The organism is Filibacter tadaridae (assembly GCF_900609045.1).
GTDB classification, from domain to species: Bacteria; Bacillota; Bacilli; order Bacillales_A; family Planococcaceae; genus Sporosarcina; species Sporosarcina tadaridae.
In genome coordinates this window covers 90,931-109,450 of the sequence record NZ_UXAV01000042.1, presented here as the reverse complement: position 1 = coordinate 109,450, position 18,520 = coordinate 90,931, and the positions used below count along the sequence as shown (strand labels likewise).

Below are 18,520 nucleotides of genomic sequence, written 5' to 3'. Positions count from 1 at the left end.
GTAGGAAGCAAGCTGTTCGTTTTGTTATGGGAATCTCTACCTTACATTGCATCATTTCTTTTTCTTCATCATCACAAAAAGTGCGAGAATGAAAAAAAGGATTGTTGTGCCTAAAAGATAGATGAGACTAAATAATTTTGATGAAGGCTTTCCGTTTATTTCGTAGAAAATGCCCATTTCAAACTGGAAAGATTCCTTCATTCCTGTAGGTCCATTCGAAAAGGCATCAATCAGGAAAGTTTCCATCAATAGTTGCCGAAACAATGCAACTGAATGGGATACAGGAAACCATTTTACTACTGATTGAAGATAATCTGGTAAGCCTCCAATCGGTATATAAATGCCTGCTAAAAACCCGATAAATGTACCAATTACCATACTTGCAGCAGCAAATGCATTCGATGTGCGGATAAAGGAAACTAACAACAAAATCATCGATCCGCTTGCTGCTACAGATAAGATAATCACACCGCCCAGCTGCATCGTTTTTCCGAATGCTAGTATCGTTTCTCCAGATAGTAAAAGGTAAAGGTCTATTACAATAAATGTTAGTGAACACATGAGGACACCAACAAATAACGCACTTGTAATATAGCCGCCAACTAGTTTGAACGTCGGAATAGGAGACGAATTGAAGTCCATCTCAATCTTATCTGCCCGATCATCGACAAGAATACCAAAGGCACCTAAAGTGGTTGTCATAGATGTAACAGCTAGAATCCCAGCGATGAACCAATATTTGAGTAGCGATTTTTTGGAAGGGAAGTCAGGAAGACCTTTCGATGTCATGTCGCCTAGAAAAAAGACATACAAGGCAATTAAAATAATGACAGCAAGAAGTGAGAAAAAAACTGCCATCCTATCACGAAAATAGAGCAATATATTTCGTTTAGCGATTGTTAACATGCTGTGCCACATCCTGACCGTTTATGGTAATGAACACATCATCAAGGCTTGATTTACTCACTTCGAACGATGTGATGTAACTAGTGAATTGCGAAAGAATTGGGATTGCCTCTGTCGTATGTTCAAGTTGGATAAGGAAGATTGATTTTTCCTCTTTAAAATTGACACCTTCCGAAGTAAGCTCCCTTCGCAGTTCTTCTATATTATTTGTTGTTACCGTTAATTGATGTGATGAATACGTATTTTTCAACTGGTCCGGTGTTCCTTTTGCAATAATGCTTCCTTCTTTCATAACGACAACATAATCCGAGTTTGCCGCTTCCTCAATATAATGTGTCGTTAAAAAAATGGTCATCCGCGTTTCTCGCTGTAGCTGTAAAATCATCTCCCATATACTTTTTCGACTCTGAGGGTCAAGGCCTGTTGTAGGCTCATCTAGGATTAAAATAGTCGGCTGGTGTATTAATGCGCGTGCAATATCAGCCCGACGTTTTTGTCCGCCAGATAATTTCCCGTAAGGACGGTTTAAAAAAGACGTGCAATCCGTAATTTCAACAACTCTTTGAATAGCCGCCTTACGTTCTTGCTTTGACAATCCGTAAAAGGAGCCCCGGATGTTCAAGTTTTCTTTCACAGTGAGTAAAGCATCCAACACACTTTCTTGGAAGACAACGCCGATTTCTTTGCGAATGGCATGATCTTGTTTTCCGACTACATAGCCATTTACCTTTACTTCACCAATGTCTTGACTTTGTAGGGTCAGTAGAATTGATATCGTTGTCGATTTGCCTGCGCCATTCGTTCCCAAAAACGAAAAGAGCGAACCTTCTTCAACGTAAAAACTAATGTCGTTTACAGCTTTTACCATGCCAAATGACTTTGACAATCGTTTCACATCAATGATTTTTTTCATTGGACATCCCCCCTTGTTTTGTTATCCTTCACTACCTTTAATTTTTACGCACTTAACAAACTTTTAATGTATGTAATAGTCATCTATCCTATCAGCGAAAAGGCATATTGATAGAATTGTAACATTTTTCAGTCGAGTGAACAATCTAATTTATACGACGCCTTTTTCGCTATAAGGAATGCAATCATTAGTACTTAGTCATTTATTAATGCAGAGAAATCAGCTATGATAGTGTAAGGTAGACATAAGAAATGGAAGTGTTGTCATGAGTCAATTAATCGTTGAAAACCTCACAAAGACGGTTGGGGAGAAAACGTTGTTTAATAATATAGCATTCACAGTAGTAAGCGGTGAAAAAGTTGGTTTACTCGGCATCAATGGAACAGGCAAGTCGACGTTATTGTCAATCCTTGCAGGAGTTGAAGAAGCCGACTCGATTTCGACTGATCACCCAAATAAGTACCGTATTGTCTATTTGCCCCAAGAACCAGAAGTCGATCCGGAACTTACTGTCATGGAAACAGTTTTCATGAGCGATGCACCAATCATCAAAGTCAATTTGGAATACGAACACGCCCTTCAAGCGCTTTCTGCAGACCCGGAATCTACCGTGAATCAGGACCTATACTCGAAATACCAAAACGAGATGGACGATCAATCGGGCTGGGATATAAATTCGAAAGCGCGGACAATTTTGTCCAAACTTGGTATTGAAACGTTTGATAAGAAAATGGGCGAGCTTTCAGGTGGGCAGAGAAAACGTGTCACACTAGCAAAAGTGCTAATTGAGCCGGCAGATCTGTTACTCCTCGATGAACCGACAAACCATCTCGATGTAAATTCAATCATGTGGTTGTCTGACTACTTGAAAAACGAACAAGGTGCCGTCATCTTTGTTACCCATGACCGATACTTTTTGGACGAGTTATCGACTAATGTCTATGAACTTGCAGACAAAACGTTATATTCCCATACAGGTAACTACGCAAATTATCTTGAGTCGAAAGCAATTCGTGCAGAAATGGCCGCAGCATCTGACGATAAACTTCGCAACCAGTACCGATCCGAATTGAAATGGATTAGACGTGGCGCGAAAGCAAGATCGACAAAGCAGAAAGCACGGATTGACCGTTTTGAAGACCTTTCAGAGAAGGTTAAGAAAGAAGAGAGCAGTGGTGAGATGGATGTAGCGCTCAAGTCAGCTCGGCTCGGTAAAAAAGTGATTGAAGCGGTCGGTATCTCAAAGTCATTCGACGGTAGAAAAGTGATTGATAATTTCTCGAGTATCCTTCAATCGGGTGATCGTATCGCGCTCGTAGGACCTAATGGAGCGGGGAAGACAACACTAATGGATATGTTCTCTGGAGCTAGTGAACCGGATAGCGGCATCATTGACAAAGGTTCGACAGTGAAAATTGCCCATTTCCAGCAACATACACCGATTATGGACGAAAAGAAACGGATTATCGAATATATACGCGATACATCCAACGATATCGAAGACGCTGATGGTGTGCATATTTCAGCATCCCAAATGTTGGAGCGTTTCTTATTCCCAACAAAAGCACATGGGACACCAATCGGAAAACTATCAGGCGGTGAACGAAAAAGACTTTATCTACTGAAACTGCTGATGGAACAACCAAATGTCATGCTTTTAGATGAGCCGACAAACGACCTTGACCTTGAAACGCTTTCCGTTTTGGAAACGTTCATTGACACATTTCCAGGCGTAGTCATCACAATTTCACATGATCGTTTCTTCTTGGATCGGACATCCACAAAATTGTGGGTAATGGATGGCTCTGGAGATATTGACACATGGTTTGGTATTTATTCTGACTTCCTTCAAACGTATGTACCTAAAGAGAAAAAAGTGCAAGAATCTCTCGTCGAGCCAGAAAAACTGGTTCAGCAGGAATCGAAGAAGAAAATGACGTACGCGGAAAAAAAAGAATATGAAACAATCGAAGCAGATGTCGAGAATACTGAGAAGAAAATCGAAGCACTAGAGGCCGAAATGGCATCTACAGGCTCTGATTACGACAAGCTGCGAGAATTGACTGCAACTCTTGATGAACTAAATGCGAACTATGAAACGCTTATTGAACGTTGGTCTTATTTACAAGAATTGAATACGATCTAACGAAGGGGGCATTACAAATGAAAATTGTAACAATCGAACCGACGCCGAGTCCGAACTCCATGAAAATTGTACTCGACACTGAATTACCACAAGGTACAAGTCACAATTACAAAAAAGAAGATGCAGAAACGGCACCTCACCCCCTTTCCGCATTACTGGCCATCAATGGCATTAAAGGTATTTATCATGTGCTGAATTTTATGGCGGTTGAACGAATAGGAAAAGTATCTTGGGAATCTATTCTTGCGGATGTCCAAGCTGTTTTCAACGAGGAACAAGGCGAACTGGCAGAAATGGAAGAAGAGATAGACGATCGCTACGGTGAAGTTTATGTTCATGTACAAACCTACAAAGATGTACCATTGCAAGTAAAAGTATTCGATAGTAATTCCGAAGAACGGTTCGGGTTAAGCAGGCGGTTCATCGAAGCAATGGAAGCTGTACACAGTGCAGAAGTAGAGAACTATATTCTATTACGTAAATGGGCGGATTATGGAATTCGTTATGGTGAAAAAGAAGAGATTGGCCAACTGGTTAGTCAAGAAATCGAGGCTGCTTATCCTGAGGAACGGCTGCAAGAAATCATCCGTCAATCAAATGAAGGGCAATCAGATTCAAAACAGCGCGGAAAAAAAGTATCACTTGATGAATTCACTGTCGATGAGTGGGAAACTAGATTCCAATTACTTGACCAATTGCCTGACCCGGACGTATCAGACCTGCCTCTTCTTAGCCAAGCGCTCAGTGATGAAAAAATGTCGATCCGTCGGCTTGCAACTGTGTATCTTGGCATGATTGAGGACGAAGCTGTCGTTCCGTATATCGAGAAAGCACTGCAAGATAAAAGTTGGGCAGTCCGTCGAACAGCGGGGGATTGTACGAGCGACCTCGGTTTCAAGGAATTCGAAGATGCGGCAATCAAAGCGTTACAAGACAAGAACAAACTTGTCCGATGGCGGGCAGCAATGTACCTATATGAAACCGGAACCGAAACGGCATTGCCTGCTTTGAAAGAGGCTGAAAATGATCCGGAATTCGAAGTGAAACTTCAAATTCGCATGGCGATTGAACGTATTGCAGAAGGCGAAGACGCGAAAGGTTCCGTTTGGAAACAAATGACGGAAGCTCGGACTGCATCGCAAAAAGAATAAGTACTTTTATTCGACAAGATAACCTAACAGACAGCCATCCACTCCTACGAGTAGATGGCTGTTTTCCTTTTCTTTAAGTCATTGTTCACACTGTCTTAAGGTAGCCGAATACTATAGAGCAACAAGAGAATGAGGAGTTAGGGGAGAGGGCAATTGAAAGAAATCATCATTGCATTAGTAAGTTCTTCAATTACCATCGTGATTACCAGTTTTTTTAATTATCATTTTCAGTTGATGAAAGAAATTCGGAATGAATCCGTTAAATATAAAACCGAAATTTTGAAAAAAGTATACACACCTGTTCTAAAAGTACTGGTCGCATCTGTCGTTCCGGGAGTGGGCTATGACGGGATTACAAAAGAAACCCTTTTTGAAATAGAAGGTATTATGAAGAAAAACTATGAATTAGTCGATCCCGATTTGGATTCGATTATTTGGGCTTTAAGAAAGGAAATAAGATGGGAACACTACGAAGAAAGCTCAAAACTATTTGATAAGGAAAAAAGGTTGCTAAGCCATGTTGAACATAATTTCAACTTTTATAGGAAGCAGTTAGGGCTGCCTTTCAGTAAAGCTAAAATCAAACGGTCGTTAGCTGAGCATTACAGATGACGACTTTGGACTAACCTAGAGTTTAGTTGGTTTCCTATTTTGTCTGTGAATGGACAAGTGCCGCCTCCGAAAAATGCATAACGCATATACTATACAGAAAAAGTATTTACAGTTTTTAACCCAATCTTAATGCACAAAAAAGGAGGTGACCTGAATGGTTAGAATTGTTATCGATGCAGGGCATGGTCTTCACACACCGGGTAAACGTTCTCCAGATAATGAGCGAGAGTGGTCGTTTAACAATAAAGTAGCTCGCTATGCCATTGTAAAACTGAAAACCTACAAAGATGTAGAAATACTTCGGGTGGATGATCCAACGGGTATGACAGACGTTCCACTGAAAACTCGCACGGACCTGGCTAACAAGTGGCAGGCAGATGTGTATGCGTCCATTCACCACAACGCATTATCGACTAAATGGGGCAAACATAGCGGTATTGAAACCTACACGATAGACAACCCAGCTGCAAATTCGAAATCAATTGAAATTGCAGGAGAAGTTCATCCACGTATTGTCGTAGCGATGGGAGTAAGTGACCGTGGTATGAAACAAGCGAATTTCCATGTTCTACGCGAATCCGCCATGCCAGCAATACTAACGGAAGGTGGTTTTATGGATTCAACAGTTGACATAATAAAATTACGTGACGAACGCTTTTTGAAAGCGCAAGGGGAAGCTATAGCGGAAGGACTGGCGGCATACTTTAAGCTTCAGCCCATCGAGATAGATGATTCAGCGATACCTGCAAAGAAAAAAGGGGATAATTTGTATAAACCATCTTCCCAGTCAATTATCAATACGACAGCAACTGTGTTGAAGCGGCTTGAAAGTAAAGATGAGGGTGCTATTAATTTAAAATGGCGTAAAAAGTTATTGAATGGAACGCTAACGGATTCGGATGCGATTGGAATTCTTTATGAAGCACTTGACCGTGGGTTATTGGATGAAAATAAATAAACGTCTTTGCATTAGTAGCAGCAACCATCTCAACTGAGAACTGGTAGCTGCTTTTTTGACCCACTCGGTGCCACTGACATCATTTGCTCCTTTCAAATTTTTGCAGCAACTGGCACCGAATTCAATGTTATAAACTATTTTTGTACTATATTGCTGTACCTCTTGATCCGCATCAATGATTTTTGCGTCCAAATTCTTTATAATGGTAGATGAGCGGTGGATTTATTTTAGCAAAAAGGGGGTTCTTAGAATGAGGAATATACTAATTGCCTATACAAGCATGACTGGAAATACAGAAGAACTAGCAGAAATCGCTAAAGTTGTATTAACAGGCAGAGGATTCGATGTAACGGTTAAAACATTTGACGCGGAAGCCATTGCGGCAAAAGAGTTTCTTGCCTACGACGGTATTTTGTTCGGAACATACACATATGACGATGGTAATTTGCCTTATGAGATAGAAGAAACGTACGATGATTTGGATACAGTTAGTTTTACTGATAAAGTGGTTGGCGTTTTTGGTTCTGGTGATTCTTGTTATTACGAGTTTTGCCACGCCACTGACTTGATGGCGGAAAAATTTACAGAGGTCGGTGCTCATGTGGTGGATTCAATCGTCAAAGTCGATTTGGATGCGCAGCAAGCCGATGTTGATCGGATGCAAGCAATGGTGAATATGTTTTGCGATGCAATAGACCAACGATTAGAGGATTCGTGCGCATAATAAGCCTAAAATCTATGATAAGTCCATTATAGATTTCTGGACAATCGTCTTAAATTAAAATAAGCCTAAATTAAAATAAGAAAGGTGAGAGCCCATTTAGCTCTCACCTTTCAAGCATAGCTTTTATTTATTATTATCGAATTGTTGATTGTTGTTTTTGAGGGTAACATTGTTTTTTATTTGAGCGTCAAAATCAGCATCAAAATCGGCAGCAAATTCTTCGTTTGGGTTACTGTTATTACTATTGCTGTTTTTATTGTTTTTGTAGATTTCAAAACTATTATGCGTTCTTTCGTTCATTGTCTTTTTGTTGTTTTTGTCCATGGATATTCACCTCCTAGAGTCTAATATGCTCAGTATAGAAGGCTTTATTCTTGAAAGAATATTTCTTCTTTTTATTTATTTATTTCGTTAAAAAACTAACATTCGAAGTGAAGAACCGTGAAAAAATGTGCAATCAAAGGTAGAATAGGAAATGAAGAGCTTGGTTTTTAACATATCTAAAGGGGGACGAAAACATGAACGCTTATGACGAATATATGAAAGGCATCGTGCAACCGATGCGTGAAGAACTCGTACAAACTGGATTTACAGAACTGATGACTGCCGAAGATGTAAAAGAGACAATGGACAAGGTAGGAGGAACTGCTCTTGTTGTCATAAACTCGGTATGTGGTTGTGCAGCTGGGCTTGCGCGTCCAGCGGTCAGAGAGGCATTGGAAGATGCAGAACAAAGACCTGATCATTTATTTACCGTATTCGCTGGTCAAGATAAAGAAGCGACAGCGTCTATGAGGGATTACTTCCCAGAAGTGCCGCCGAGCTCGCCGTCCATCGCATTGTGGAAAGATGGCAAACTTGCATACTTCATCCCACGTGAACAAATCGAGAATTTTGAGATGGGTCAGATTAAAGACCATCTGTCGGAAGTTCTTAACCAAGTCTGCGTAAAATGAGTGGAATCGTAACAACTAGCGGCAGACCTGACGAACAATCCGTTCAATTAGCAGCCAATGCGGCTGAAGTTCTTGGATTTCCTGTCGTCGAACGTAAAAAAAGGTCGATTGTACAATTGCAAGCTGACTACAAGTCTGATGTCATTATTGCGGGTAAAAACCGATTTGACTTATATCGAATTGGGATGGATGCACCGTTTTTCTTCCATCCCAATTCCGCTGCATTTCGTTTGAAGCGTCTATTGAAAGGTGAAAAGGATCCATTAATCGAGACAGCCCAATTACAATCAGGAGATTCTTTTCTTGATTGTACACTTGGTCTGGCTTCCGATAGTATCATCGCTTCCTATGTAGTTGGGGAAAGCGGTTTTGTGACAGGGGTCGAGGCGGATTCAGCCGTTGCATTCATAACAAGGCATGGACTTCATACGTTTCCCACTGAGTCAGTGCAGCTTAAACAGTCGATGGCGCGGGTAAACGTCATTCATGCTCGAGCAATCGATTTTTTGCGGACACAGTCTGATTCTACATGGGACGTCGTTTACTTGGATCCGATGTTCCATGCGCCTGTTGAAGAGTCTTCTAATTTTACAGCACTCCGACAATCAGGCTTTCATAGCTCGTTAACGGAGGAATGGATGGAACAAGCCGTTCGCGTGAGTAAGCGACGTGTTGTCGTGAAAAGTCGATATGACTCGCCAGTGTTTGAACAATTTGAGTTAAAACAAATGATAAGGCCGAATACGAAGTTCCATTTTGGCTTTAAGGAAAAATAAAAAACGTCGTCACTTCCGGAAAAAGAAGTTGACGACGTTTTTGTCATTGCGATTAATGGGTAAAATTAAGTGAGCTTAAGTATAGGACTAATGCCAGCATTCCTAGACCGATAAACAATTGAACATCCATCAGAAAGTACCTCCTTCAAAAAAACGCACATTTATCTACATGTATATTGTACAATGAATAGAAGAAAGAAGAAACCTTTTGTGTAATTGTTCGTCCAATATACAAATAGTTAAAAAAGTGCATATAATCGAGGGTGATAGTCTATGAAACAATGGTTGCAGAAAATGCTCATCGTTTCCGTTGCACTTCTTACATTCGGCGTTATCTCACCTGGTCATGATATATGGTTACATTTACAAGACAAGGATGAGCCGAAACAAGCAAACGGACCGTCTAGTGAAACAGATTATCGAATTAGTTTTTCTGATTCACAAGACTCTGGGCAAAGGGAAACATCGGAAAAGGAACTCGTTACTTCCGCAAAAGAAATATCGTATACAAAATTCGGTTCGAAAATCGGACCAGTTATTGCCGATGAATTTGACGATGTCATCTTCCCGAAAATTGAACTAGCAATTCAAGAAACATTGAAAACAACTGGTGATTTACATAAGCGCCGTCTTGCAATAAGCGAAAGACCCGCTGGAAACTATTCCGAAAAAATCTTTCACGTATATGACATGAACGACCGAAAAGATCTTATCCGTTTTCATGTGCGAACTGAAAAGCGTCCACAAGACGGTTATTTCTTTAATTTCCATTATCATACTTCAGAAGATGAGTTTATAGCCCATCATTCAATCGGGGATATTTATTGGTCAAAAAACACACCGCCTAAGTGGTTATCCTAACCCATATCGGCGGTTTTTCTATGTTGTCTACAAACATTCATATAAAGGTCATCTACAAGATTATTCAGGTGGTTTTTGTTATACTATACATAATGGCAAGGAGGAACACATATGAAGCAATATCTAGATTTGTGCAAACACATACTAGCTACAGGAACGAAAAAAGAAGACAGGACGGGAACCGGAACAATTAGTGTATTCGGTTATCAAATGCGTTATGATTTATCCGAAGGTTTCCCACTTATGACAACAAAAAAAACAGCCTTCCGTTTAATAGCATCGGAACTTCTTTGGTTTTTAAAAGGGGATACAAATGTCAAAACACTTATTGAAAATCGAAATCCAATCTGGGACGAATGGGCATTTGAACAATGGGTGAAAAGTCCAGAGTACTCAGGTCCTGACATGACAGATTTTGGCCGTCGTGCCACACAAGATCCCGAATTTCAAACACGGTATTTAATTGAAATGGACTCCTTTAAAAAACGGATTCTTGAAGATGCTGACTTCGCAGCGAACTACGGAGATTTGGGCCCTGTTTACGGCAAACAATGGCGTTCTTGGTCGAAAGGTGAAGAGTCAATCGATCAAATTGCCAACCTAATTGCTGGCATTAAACAAAATCCCGATTCACGGAGACATATTGTAACAGCCTGGAACCCTTCCGAAGTGGAAGATATGGCGTTGCCACCTTGTCACGCACTGTTCCAATTTTATGTGTCAAACGGCAAACTTTCTTGTCAACTTTATCAACGCAGTGCGGATGTATTCCTTGGCGTACCATTTAATATCGCTTCCTATGCGCTACTCGTTCATTTAATTGCCCATGAATGTGAGCTTGAAGTTGGAGAATTTGTCCATACACTAGGCGATGCCCATATCTACAGCAACCACATTGCTCAGGTAAATGAACAAATAACACGCGAACCACGTACCTTACCCAAATTGAAATTAAATATGGAAGGGAAATCCATATTCGACGTAGAAACAAGTGATATAGTACTTGAAAATTATGATCCACATCCAAAAATAAAAGCACCCATTGCAGTTTAACTGTGCAAAGAAAGGAAGTTCATTATGATTTCATTACTCGTTGCACATGATCCGGATCGGGTTATCGGTTTGAATAACAAACTACCCTGGCATATTCCAGAAGATCTTGCTTATTTTAAAAAGATGTCTATGGGGAAATCAATAATAATGGGGCGTAAAACATACGAATCCATTGGTAGGCCTTTACCAGGCAGGCTCAATATTGTAGTGACACGAAACAAGGATTTTACAGCAGAAGGTGTTACAATCGTACATGATTTAAACGAAGCGATAGCACAAGGGGAAAACTATGCCGATGAAGTGATGATCATCGGAGGCGCTGAAATATTTAGGTTAGCGATGGGCATAGCAAACCGTTTATACATCACGTACATCCAAAAACCGTTCAAGGGGGATACCTACTTCCCGCCCTACGGAATTGACTGGAAGCCTACATCCTCATCAGAAGTCTATATGACCGAAGATGGAACGCCATATTCTTTCCTCATTTACGAAAGGAAATAAAGAGATAGTTATGTATAATTCAATACGAACGTTTTCTTATTTGTTCGGCTATTTACCATTTACAATAAAAAGATTGAACAAGGTTAAAAAATTGAGTAATAAGTTAGATCCGGCTGTCAGAGACTTTTACGTTGATGAAGTACCTCGTATTTGGGCTTCAGGTATTTTGAAAAGGACTAGAAGTATCATTTCGGTAACTGGTATCGAGAACTTGCCGGAGGGACCCGTACTATTCGTCAGCAATCATGAAGGGAATTTTGATATTCCTGTATTGATAGCTTCCATTCCAAAGCCGTTTGGATTCATATCCAAGATAGAAGTGAAAAAGTTACCAATCATCAATGATTGGATGGAGCAGATGAACTGTGTATTTATTGACAGGACTGATAAACGAAGCGCGATGAGGGTGTTGTCAGACTCCTCGGATATGTTAAAAGCGGGGCATTCGATGATCATTTTTCCTGAAGGGACTAGAAGCAAAGGAACTGGTTTACAACCCTTCAAATCGGGATTTGCAAAAATTGCTCTAGATGCATTAGTCCCTATTGTGCCGGTTGCTATAAGTGGTACTTCAGGAATAATGGAGAAGAATAACAATAAGATTCGTGCTTCACACGTATTTGTGGAAATTTTGCCGGCCATCGAAGTGGAAACAGTGAAGACACTCGGACGGCAGGAACTTGTTATCCATGCGGAATCATTGATAGGGGAAACGCTTTCATCGATAATTGAAAACCAATCCTAGTATATTTGGGTTGATCAAATGACAATCAATACAAACGAAGCGAAGGATTTTTACAGGCGGTAGGCATCCCCTAGCGCCGAAGCGGCTTCAAAAGGCGTTCTTATTCTAATATGTATTGAAGGTTTCGTTTTATCTTCGTGGGCATATTATGAAGTAGAGTACACATATGGAATAAGAGAAACACGGATTCTTTTTCTTTACTATATGGGTTGAACAAATGACTATCTATATAAACGAAGTGTAGACGCCAAAGTAGCTTCAAAAGGAATTTTCATATCAACATATACACTAAAAAAAGTTTAGAATCGCTACTAGCAGAGGGAAGTGCAAATGATGAGAAAGATTCATATCGTTACGGATTCAACAGCAGATTTGAAAGAGAATGACATTAAAAAATTCAACCTTCATGTTGTGCCACTGAGTATTCAAATCGACAACAATACGTATATGGATGGAATGGACCTGCAACCTGATGTATTCCTTGGAATGATGGCAACAGCAAAAGAACTTCCAAAAAGCTCTCAACCAGCAGCAGGGGTGTTTAAAGAATTATATGATTCCTTGGGGAAGGATGGCAGTGAGATCATCTCAATACATATGACAGGCGGAATGAGTGGAACAGTAAAGTCAGCTCAAGCAGCCGCAGAAATGACAGATTCAAATGTAACGGTTATCGATTCTACATTTATTTCCCACGGATTATCATTTCAAGTTCTGGAAGCAGCACAAATGGCTGAAAGCGGGAAGTCGGTCGATGAAATAGTGACCCGATTGAATACAGTACGTAAAAATACGTCGTTGTTTGTTGTTGTTGATGTATTGGATAACCTGGTGAAAGGCGGACGCATCGGTAAAGGGAAAGCGATGATTGGCTCATTGCTTCATATTAAACCTATTGCAACATTGCAAGATGGAGTTTATACGCCCGTCGGCAAAGCGCGAAGCCATAAACAAGTTGTCGCTCAATTATTTAAGGTCTTCAAAGAGGAGACGGCTGGGAAAATAATTCGCAGTGTAGGTATTTCACATGCAAATGGGCTGGCAATGGCGGAACCATTGAAAAGACTTCTTGAAGAGTCAGGGATTAAAGATATACCACTTACCTTTACCACACCTGTTATCAGTACACACACAGGTGAAGGCGCAATTGGCTTTATGTACTATACGGACTGATTGATTTTTAATTAATTCTTTCTGAGGAAATGAGGAACTATTCGTATGAGAAGAATGTTTGTATTCATGATTGCCTTCTCATTATTTTTGACCGGTTGTAGTACTCCACTTGTAAAAAACGTTAAACCATCGACGGAAAGAGAGCAACTTATATTTTCGGAGTGGGAGATTCCTGAATATTTCATCCCGAAAAAGATGCACGTTATAGGTTTAGGTGATTCACTGACGCAAGGCGTGGGGGATGAACTAAAAAAAGGTGGCTATTTTGGTCGTTTTACTGATGGGATGAATGATTGGAAAGGAATCCGGGAAGTTACAGTCGAGAATTTGGCGAAAAGAGGTCGCAAAAGCGGTCAACTGATTACGCAACTCGAAAAACCGGAAATTCAAGAAGAAATAAAAAATGCAGATATTATTTTTTTGACAATAGGCGGCAATGACATTATGAAAATAGTGAAGGCTAATCTCTTTGAATTAAAAAAGTTACCTTTTTATAAGGAACTCGGAAAGTTTGAAAAAAGATTGAACGAGGTCTTCAGTATTATTCGAGGACTCAATGGAGATGCAACGATTGTCATGGCAGGACTGTATAATCCACTTTCAATTGTCACAGATGAGGCTAATGAATTTGGAGAAATTATTAGAGACTGGAACAAAACAATTGAAGTTCAAACCATTTTGGATGTTAATTCATGTTTTGTGCCGGTAACGGATCTGTTCGATTCAAATCAGAATATGGTTTATCATACCGATTTCTTTCATCCGAATGCTAAAGGATACGATGCAATGACACAAAGATTCATGGAAAAACTAATAGAATGTGGTTTACCAGGGTTATCGTATGGGGAAATGAATAGGCAGGGGTGAACGCATGAATCGATGGAAAATAGGATTTTTTGCACTAGCAGGTATGATAGTGGCGGCTGTGGCCTACGTTATTTTTCTAATTGGCATGCCGTCTGAATCAGTTCCTATACCTGATACAGGGGTTACTTCAAATGCGACAGATAATATATTGACTGTACGTTCGACAAAGAAAAACTTTGAAGGTATTGCGAATACGTATATTCGAAAAGCGATGAATGCTGAACCTCTGCCGGTTACGATGGAAATTAAAGATGATATTGCCTTGCATTCTGAATTGACCATTTTTACATTTACTCTTCCAGTCGTGATGCATTTTGACCCAGTAGTCCAGGATAATGGAAATGTTATTTTAAAACAGACCTCCATGGAGGTTGGTGATTATAATATCGCTCCTTCTGTAGTTTTAAAAATACTTAAGGATTCAATAAAACTACCTCCGTGGATGATTGTTCGACCAAAAGAGGAAGAGTTGTTTATAGACTTATCAGCAGTGCCTGTTTCGGGTAATATACAAGTGAAAGCAAAGACATTCAATTTAGCGGAGGATGAAATTATCCTGGAGATAAGAATTCCAAATGAATGAGGTGTATTGAAGATGGTGAATTCATTAGCAACGTTTTCGGGTGGCTGTTTTTGGTGTATGGTAAAACCATTTGACCGTTATGATGGCGTACTTTCTGTCGTTTCAGGATATACTGGCGGCGAAGTAGAGAACCCGACCTACGAACAAGTCTGTACAAATATAACAGGGCATCGTGAAGCTGTTCAACTTACATTTGACGATGCGATCATTTCATACCAAGACTTACTTGCTGTTTTCTGGCGTCAAATTGATCCGACCGATTCTGGCGGACAATTTTTTGATCGTGGTGATTCATATAAGACTTCTATCTTCTACCATTCACCAGAACAGCAGCGGCTTGCCGAGAAATCGAAAAACGATTTAGAGGCGTCAGGGAAATTCGACAAATCCATTGCTACAGAAATTTTACCAGCCAAGCCTTTTTACCCTGCTGAAGAAGGTCATCAGGATTATTACATGAAAAACCCAACACATTACAATAGATATGCAACCGGCTCAGGAAGAGAAGGGTTCAAATTAGCGAACTGGGGTGAGGAAAAGTGAAAGAAGAATTGAAAAAGAAACTAACGGATATGCAATACCACGTAACTCAGGAAAAAGGGACAGAACCGCCTTTTAGCAATGAATTTGATAGTCATTTTGACGAGGGCATTTATGTTGACGTCGTTTCGGGCAAACCATTATTCAGCTCTAAGGATAAATACGATGCAGGATGCGGTTGGCCAAGCTTCACAAAGCCGATTGAGGCAGTGGAGGTGACCGAACATTTCGATTCGACCCATGGCATGCGTCGGACGGAAGTTCGGAGTAAAACAGCAGATTCTCATTTAGGACATGTATTTCCTGATGGGCCCGGTCCCGAAGGTATCCGTTATTGCATCAATTCAGCCGCACTTCGGTTTGTACCTCTAAACCGTCTTGAAGAGGAAGGGTACAGCGAATACTTAAAAAACTTTTAACGTAAATGAATGTTGAAGGAGGATGAATGGATGAATCGGTCATTTTACCGTTTCGCCCTTTCATTCCGTGGTGGTGTGAAAGGCGATATGAAGGCGGTTTTTGCGGAAAAAATGTATAATGATCATAGTTTTCCAAGAGAAGAGAAAAAGTTCGATCCACTCTCACGTTATATCGAGGAGAAGGCTGATTTTGAAATGTCCACAGCCATTTTCGATGAATTGTATAAACAATACGAAGAACGTTTTTTGTAGGGCTGGATTGCCTCTTCATTGCAACTCTTATAAATTGAATGTATGATTGGAAAAGTAAATTTGAAAGCGGGGCTATAAAAATGAGTGTACATATCAATGCAAAAAAAGGCGATATCGCAGACGTAATCTTGCTACCTGGAGATCCTCTTCGCGCAAAATATATTGCCGAAACTTTCTTAGAAGATGTTACGCAATACAATGAAGTTCGGAATATGTTCGGGTATACAGGAACATACAAAGGAAAACGTGTATCTGTGCAAGGAACTGGGATGGGTGTACCATCCATTTCAATCTATGTAACAGAATTGATGCAAGAGTATGACGTACAAAAACTGATTCGCGTGGGTACTTGCGGCGCTATTCAAAAAGACGTACATGTACGTGACGTTATTCTTGCACAAAGTGCTTCAACCGATTCGAAGATGAACGAAATTATTTTCAATGGTATAAGTTATGCACCGACAGCTAACTTTGATTTACTTTTGAAAGCATACAACGCAGGACTTTCAAAAGGACTAGATTTAAAAGTTGGAAATGTGTTCACAGAAGATGTTTTCTATAATGAATTTGCTCAACATGAGAAATGGGCACAGTATGGTGTTTTAGCTGTTGAAATGGAAGCTGCGGCACTATATACACTTGCAGCGAAATTCGGACGTCAGGCGCTTGCGATTTTAACAGTGAGCGACCATCTATTGACAGGGGAAGCTACGTCTTCCGAAGAACGGCAACTAACGTTCAATGATATGATTTTAGTAGCACTTGAAGCAGCAATCCAAGAATGATCAAAAGGAGGACCGCCCGCAATATAGCGGTTCTTTTTTGAATACCTCTTGTATTGAGAATCAGACTGGGAAGTGGGGAGTGACATGGAAGAAAAAAATAACCCCGGCCTCGGTCAGGACAACGAACCGGATCGCCAATCACCGGCAAATAGATATATAAAGCTTAAGCCATTCTCGTTTGTGATGCTAATCTTCGGACTCGTCCTAGCTACTGTGGGTGTAACATTTTTTGCATTGACAACAGGTGAAGGAAAAGTCGTTGAAGTCGTAAATCCTCAAAAACCCGAAACAATGGAACGAGCGGAATTTAAGAAACTTTACGAAGCTTATGACGAAATGGAAACGAACTATTATGATGAAATTGATGAGTCTACTATTATCGATGGTGCCATAAATGGCATGATAGATGCACTAGGCGACCCGTACTCAGATTATTTAAATGAAAAAGAAGCGAGACAACTAAACGAAAGTATTTCCTCTAGTTTTGAAGGAATAGGTGCCGAAATCCAGGAATACAATGGGTATATTCAAGTTGTTTCACCTATTAAGAAATCGCCAGCAGAAAAAGCAGGTATTTTGCCGAACGACGTAATTGTCGCTGTTGACGGAAAAAGTATTCAGGGCATGTCTTCATCGGAAGCAGTCCTTCTGATTCGCGGAGAAAAAGGGACAACCGTTACGTTAGCGGTTAAGCGCGGTGATGCGGTTGAACCGGTCGATATGAAAATTGTCCGCGATGTTATCCCGATCGAAACGGTCTACGCTGAAATGCTTGGAGACGGGATTGCACATATCCATATAACAAGCTTCTCTGATGGAACATATAAAGAATTACTAACTGCATTAGATGACATGAAAGCTGAAGGCATGAAAGGTTTAGTCGTCGATGTACGGCAAAATCCCGGAGGAATATTAAATGGGGCCATGCAAATTTCAGATCTTTTTGTGGAAAATGGAAAGAATATTTTCCAATACGAAGGAAAAGACGGGAAACCAGAAATCTATAAAGCCACGGGAAATAGGAAAGTCGATGTTCCTGTTGCGCTTGTTATTGACGATGGAAGTGCCTCAGCGTCTGAAATCTTGGCTGGTGCATTGAAAGAATCTGCTGATGTACCACTAATCGGTGTAAAATCATTTGGTAAAGGAACTGTTCAATCACCTAAAAACCTACCAGATGGTTCAAATTTAAAGTTAACGACAGCCAAATGGCTTACGCCTAACGGTAACTGGATTCATAAAAAAGGAATCCAGCCAGATTACGAAGTTCCATATCCTTCTTATGCAATGCTTCCATTCCTTGATCCCGCAATGGAGATGAAAGAAGGCATGGTTTCAAGCTCGGTGAAAGCCGCTGAGGAAATGTTGGATGCGGTTGGTTATGAAGCTGGGGAAATCGATGGTCTATTCGATGCTGAAACGATTAGTGCTGTAAAGAAACTTCAAAAGGATTTAGCACTTGAAACAACAGGTATTCTGATTGGTGATACAACAATCGGTCTTATGGATAAATTACGTACAAAAATTCAAGAAGATGATCCACAACTTAAAAAGGCGAAAGAAGTTTTGCTTGAAAAAATCGGGAAATAATTAGAA

At 40.3% G+C, this 18,520-nt stretch carries 22 protein-coding genes; 19 read left to right on the top strand and 3 right to left on the bottom strand.

Translation table 11 applies throughout. From position 1 onward, the window contains the following. Positions 1-51 precede the first annotated feature (51 nt). Both FILTAD_RS09880 and FILTAD_RS09875 read right to left on the bottom strand, forming a co-directional pair. The gene (locus FILTAD_RS09880) at positions 52-906 is read right to left on the bottom strand and encodes an ABC transporter permease (RefSeq protein ID WP_124070584.1); all 855 of its coding nucleotides are present in this window, start codon (positions 904-906) and stop codon (positions 52-54) included. After that, a complete protein-coding gene (locus FILTAD_RS09875; protein ID WP_124070583.1) occupies positions 890-1,819 on the bottom strand; it encodes an ABC transporter ATP-binding protein in 930 nt (309 codons plus the stop codon). The genes FILTAD_RS09880 and FILTAD_RS09875 overlap by 17 nt, the downstream gene beginning before the upstream one ends. 265 nt (positions 1,820-2,084) lie before the next feature. Between FILTAD_RS09875 and FILTAD_RS09870 the strand changes: the two genes are divergently transcribed. The 5 genes from FILTAD_RS09870 to FILTAD_RS09850 all read left to right on the top strand — a co-directional run bounded on the left by FILTAD_RS09870 (position 2,085) and on the right by FILTAD_RS09850 (position 7,410). Continuing rightward, positions 2,085-3,965 (top strand): ABC-F family ATP-binding cassette domain-containing protein, encoded by a 1,881-nt coding sequence (locus tag FILTAD_RS09870; protein WP_124070582.1) that lies wholly within the window; start codon positions 2,085-2,087, stop codon positions 3,963-3,965. A 17-nt stretch (positions 3,966-3,982) separates the two neighbouring features. Continuing rightward, complete coding sequence (locus FILTAD_RS09865) at positions 3,983-5,116, top strand: conserved virulence factor C family protein (RefSeq protein ID WP_124070581.1); 1,134 nt, start codon at positions 3,983-3,985, stop codon at positions 5,114-5,116. Between the two features lie 153 nt (positions 5,117-5,269). Next, a complete protein-coding gene (locus FILTAD_RS09860) occupies positions 5,270-5,728 on the top strand; it encodes a hypothetical protein (protein WP_124070580.1) in 459 nt (152 codons plus the stop codon). A gap of 154 nt (positions 5,729-5,882) precedes the next feature. Then, a complete protein-coding gene (locus tag FILTAD_RS09855) occupies positions 5,883-6,686 on the top strand; it encodes an N-acetylmuramoyl-L-alanine amidase family protein (RefSeq protein ID WP_124070579.1) in 804 nt (267 codons plus the stop codon). Between the two features lie 250 nt (positions 6,687-6,936). Beyond that, positions 6,937-7,410, top strand: coding sequence for a flavodoxin domain-containing protein (locus FILTAD_RS09850; RefSeq protein ID WP_160117598.1), 474 nt, complete (start codon positions 6,937-6,939; stop codon positions 7,408-7,410). Between the two features lie 123 nt (positions 7,411-7,533). Here FILTAD_RS09850 and FILTAD_RS09845 read toward each other — a convergent pair whose 3' ends face one another. Further along, entirely contained in the window at positions 7,534-7,734 is a 201-nt protein-coding gene (locus tag FILTAD_RS09845) for a hypothetical protein (protein WP_124070577.1), read from the bottom strand. A 194-nt stretch (positions 7,735-7,928) separates the two neighbouring features. Between FILTAD_RS09845 and FILTAD_RS09840 the strand changes: the two genes are divergently transcribed. The 14 genes from FILTAD_RS09840 to FILTAD_RS09775 all read left to right on the top strand — a co-directional run bounded on the left by FILTAD_RS09840 (position 7,929) and on the right by FILTAD_RS09775 (position 18,514). After that, entirely contained in the window at positions 7,929-8,366 is a 438-nt protein-coding gene (locus FILTAD_RS09840; protein ID WP_124070576.1) for a BrxA/BrxB family bacilliredoxin, read from the top strand. Beyond that, positions 8,363-9,142 carry a class I SAM-dependent methyltransferase gene (locus FILTAD_RS09835; RefSeq protein WP_238988220.1) on the top strand — a complete coding sequence of 260 codons (780 nt, stop codon included), beginning with the start codon at positions 8,363-8,365 and terminating at the stop codon, positions 9,140-9,142. Before FILTAD_RS09840 ends, FILTAD_RS09835 begins: the two co-directional genes overlap by 4 nt. A gap of 273 nt (positions 9,143-9,415) precedes the next feature. After that, complete coding sequence (locus FILTAD_RS09830) at positions 9,416-10,003, top strand: YpjP family protein (RefSeq protein WP_124070574.1); 588 nt, start codon at positions 9,416-9,418, stop codon at positions 10,001-10,003. A gap of 111 nt (positions 10,004-10,114) precedes the next feature. After that, positions 10,115-11,056 carry a thymidylate synthase gene (locus FILTAD_RS09825; protein ID WP_124070573.1) on the top strand — a complete coding sequence of 314 codons (942 nt, stop codon included), beginning with the start codon at positions 10,115-10,117 and terminating at the stop codon, positions 11,054-11,056. Between the two features lie 24 nt (positions 11,057-11,080). Further along, entirely contained in the window at positions 11,081-11,560 is a 480-nt protein-coding gene (locus FILTAD_RS09820; RefSeq protein ID WP_124070572.1) for a dihydrofolate reductase, read from the top strand. 91 nt (positions 11,561-11,651) lie between these two features. Next, positions 11,652-12,305: a lysophospholipid acyltransferase family protein gene (locus FILTAD_RS09815; RefSeq protein WP_238988219.1), complete on the top strand. Its 654-nt coding sequence runs from the start codon at positions 11,652-11,654 to the stop codon at positions 12,303-12,305. 333 nt (positions 12,306-12,638) lie between these two features. Continuing rightward, on the top strand, positions 12,639-13,478 hold the full coding sequence (locus FILTAD_RS09810) for a DegV family protein (protein WP_124071173.1): 840 nt from the start codon (positions 12,639-12,641) through the stop codon (positions 13,476-13,478). A 45-nt stretch (positions 13,479-13,523) separates the two neighbouring features. Continuing rightward, positions 13,524-14,345 (top strand): GDSL-type esterase/lipase family protein, encoded by an 822-nt coding sequence (locus FILTAD_RS09805; RefSeq protein WP_124070570.1) that lies wholly within the window; start codon positions 13,524-13,526, stop codon positions 14,343-14,345. Positions 14,346-14,349: 4 nt separating this feature from the next. Then, positions 14,350-14,928: a YpmS family protein gene (locus FILTAD_RS09800; protein WP_124070568.1), complete on the top strand. Its 579-nt coding sequence runs from the start codon at positions 14,350-14,352 to the stop codon at positions 14,926-14,928. Between the two features lie 12 nt (positions 14,929-14,940). After that, positions 14,941-15,471 (top strand): peptide-methionine (S)-S-oxide reductase MsrA, encoded by a 531-nt coding sequence (gene msrA / locus FILTAD_RS09795; protein WP_124070566.1) that lies wholly within the window; start codon positions 14,941-14,943, stop codon positions 15,469-15,471. A gap of 29 nt (positions 15,472-15,500) precedes the next feature. Further along, positions 15,501-15,887, top strand: a complete 387-nt coding sequence (gene msrB, locus FILTAD_RS09790; protein ID WP_124071171.1) for a peptide-methionine (R)-S-oxide reductase MsrB — start codon at positions 15,501-15,503, stop codon at positions 15,885-15,887. A 30-nt stretch (positions 15,888-15,917) separates the two neighbouring features. Then, positions 15,918-16,139 carry a YozE family protein gene (locus FILTAD_RS09785; RefSeq protein ID WP_124070564.1) on the top strand — a complete coding sequence of 74 codons (222 nt, stop codon included), beginning with the start codon at positions 15,918-15,920 and terminating at the stop codon, positions 16,137-16,139. A gap of 80 nt (positions 16,140-16,219) precedes the next feature. Then, on the top strand, positions 16,220-16,924 hold the full coding sequence (gene deoD, locus FILTAD_RS09780; protein WP_124070562.1) for a purine-nucleoside phosphorylase: 705 nt from the start codon (positions 16,220-16,222) through the stop codon (positions 16,922-16,924). Positions 16,925-17,008: 84 nt separating this feature from the next. Further along, positions 17,009-18,514 carry a lmo1851 family serine protease gene (locus tag FILTAD_RS09775; protein ID WP_124070560.1) on the top strand — a complete coding sequence of 502 codons (1,506 nt, stop codon included), beginning with the start codon at positions 17,009-17,011 and terminating at the stop codon, positions 18,512-18,514. Positions 18,515-18,520: the final 6 nt, after the last annotated feature.

Bases quoted from the DNA above. Each gene is read 5' to 3' on its own strand.
- msrA (WP_124070566.1), top strand. From the start codon at position 14,941: ATGGTGAATTCATTAGCAACGTTTTCGGGTGGCTGTTTTTGGTGTATG.
- FILTAD_RS09850 (WP_160117598.1), top strand. From the start codon at position 6,937: ATGAGGAATATACTAATTGCCTATACAAGCATGACTGGAAATACAGAA.
- FILTAD_RS09865 (WP_124070581.1), top strand. From the start codon at position 3,983: ATGAAAATTGTAACAATCGAACCGACGCCGAGTCCGAACTCCATGAAA.
- FILTAD_RS09820 (WP_124070572.1), top strand. From the start codon at position 11,081: ATGATTTCATTACTCGTTGCACATGATCCGGATCGGGTTATCGGTTTG.
- FILTAD_RS09835 (WP_238988220.1), top strand. From the start codon at position 8,363: ATGAGTGGAATCGTAACAACTAGCGGCAGACCTGACGAACAATCCGTT.
- FILTAD_RS09840 (WP_124070576.1), top strand. From the start codon at position 7,929: ATGAACGCTTATGACGAATATATGAAAGGCATCGTGCAACCGATGCGT.
- FILTAD_RS09825 (WP_124070573.1), top strand. From the start codon at position 10,115: ATGAAGCAATATCTAGATTTGTGCAAACACATACTAGCTACAGGAACG.
- FILTAD_RS09775 (WP_124070560.1), top strand. From the start codon at position 17,009: ATGGAAGAAAAAAATAACCCCGGCCTCGGTCAGGACAACGAACCGGAT.
- msrB (WP_124071171.1), top strand. From the start codon at position 15,501: ATGCAATACCACGTAACTCAGGAAAAAGGGACAGAACCGCCTTTTAGC.
- deoD (WP_124070562.1), top strand. From the start codon at position 16,220: ATGAGTGTACATATCAATGCAAAAAAAGGCGATATCGCAGACGTAATC.
- FILTAD_RS09845 (WP_124070577.1), bottom strand. From the start codon at position 7,734: ATGGACAAAAACAACAAAAAGACAATGAACGAAAGAACGCATAATAGT.
- FILTAD_RS09875 (WP_124070583.1), bottom strand. From the start codon at position 1,819: ATGAAAAAAATCATTGATGTGAAACGATTGTCAAAGTCATTTGGCATG.
- FILTAD_RS09870 (WP_124070582.1), top strand. From the start codon at position 2,085: ATGAGTCAATTAATCGTTGAAAACCTCACAAAGACGGTTGGGGAGAAA.
- FILTAD_RS09785 (WP_124070564.1), top strand. From the start codon at position 15,918: ATGAATCGGTCATTTTACCGTTTCGCCCTTTCATTCCGTGGTGGTGTG.
- FILTAD_RS09805 (WP_124070570.1), top strand. From the start codon at position 13,524: ATGAGAAGAATGTTTGTATTCATGATTGCCTTCTCATTATTTTTGACC.
- FILTAD_RS09830 (WP_124070574.1), top strand. From the start codon at position 9,416: ATGAAACAATGGTTGCAGAAAATGCTCATCGTTTCCGTTGCACTTCTT.
- FILTAD_RS09855 (WP_124070579.1), top strand. From the start codon at position 5,883: ATGGTTAGAATTGTTATCGATGCAGGGCATGGTCTTCACACACCGGGT.
- FILTAD_RS09810 (WP_124071173.1), top strand. From the start codon at position 12,639: ATGAGAAAGATTCATATCGTTACGGATTCAACAGCAGATTTGAAAGAG.
- FILTAD_RS09800 (WP_124070568.1), top strand. From the start codon at position 14,350: ATGAATCGATGGAAAATAGGATTTTTTGCACTAGCAGGTATGATAGTG.
- FILTAD_RS09880 (WP_124070584.1), bottom strand. From the start codon at position 906: ATGTTAACAATCGCTAAACGAAATATATTGCTCTATTTTCGTGATAGG.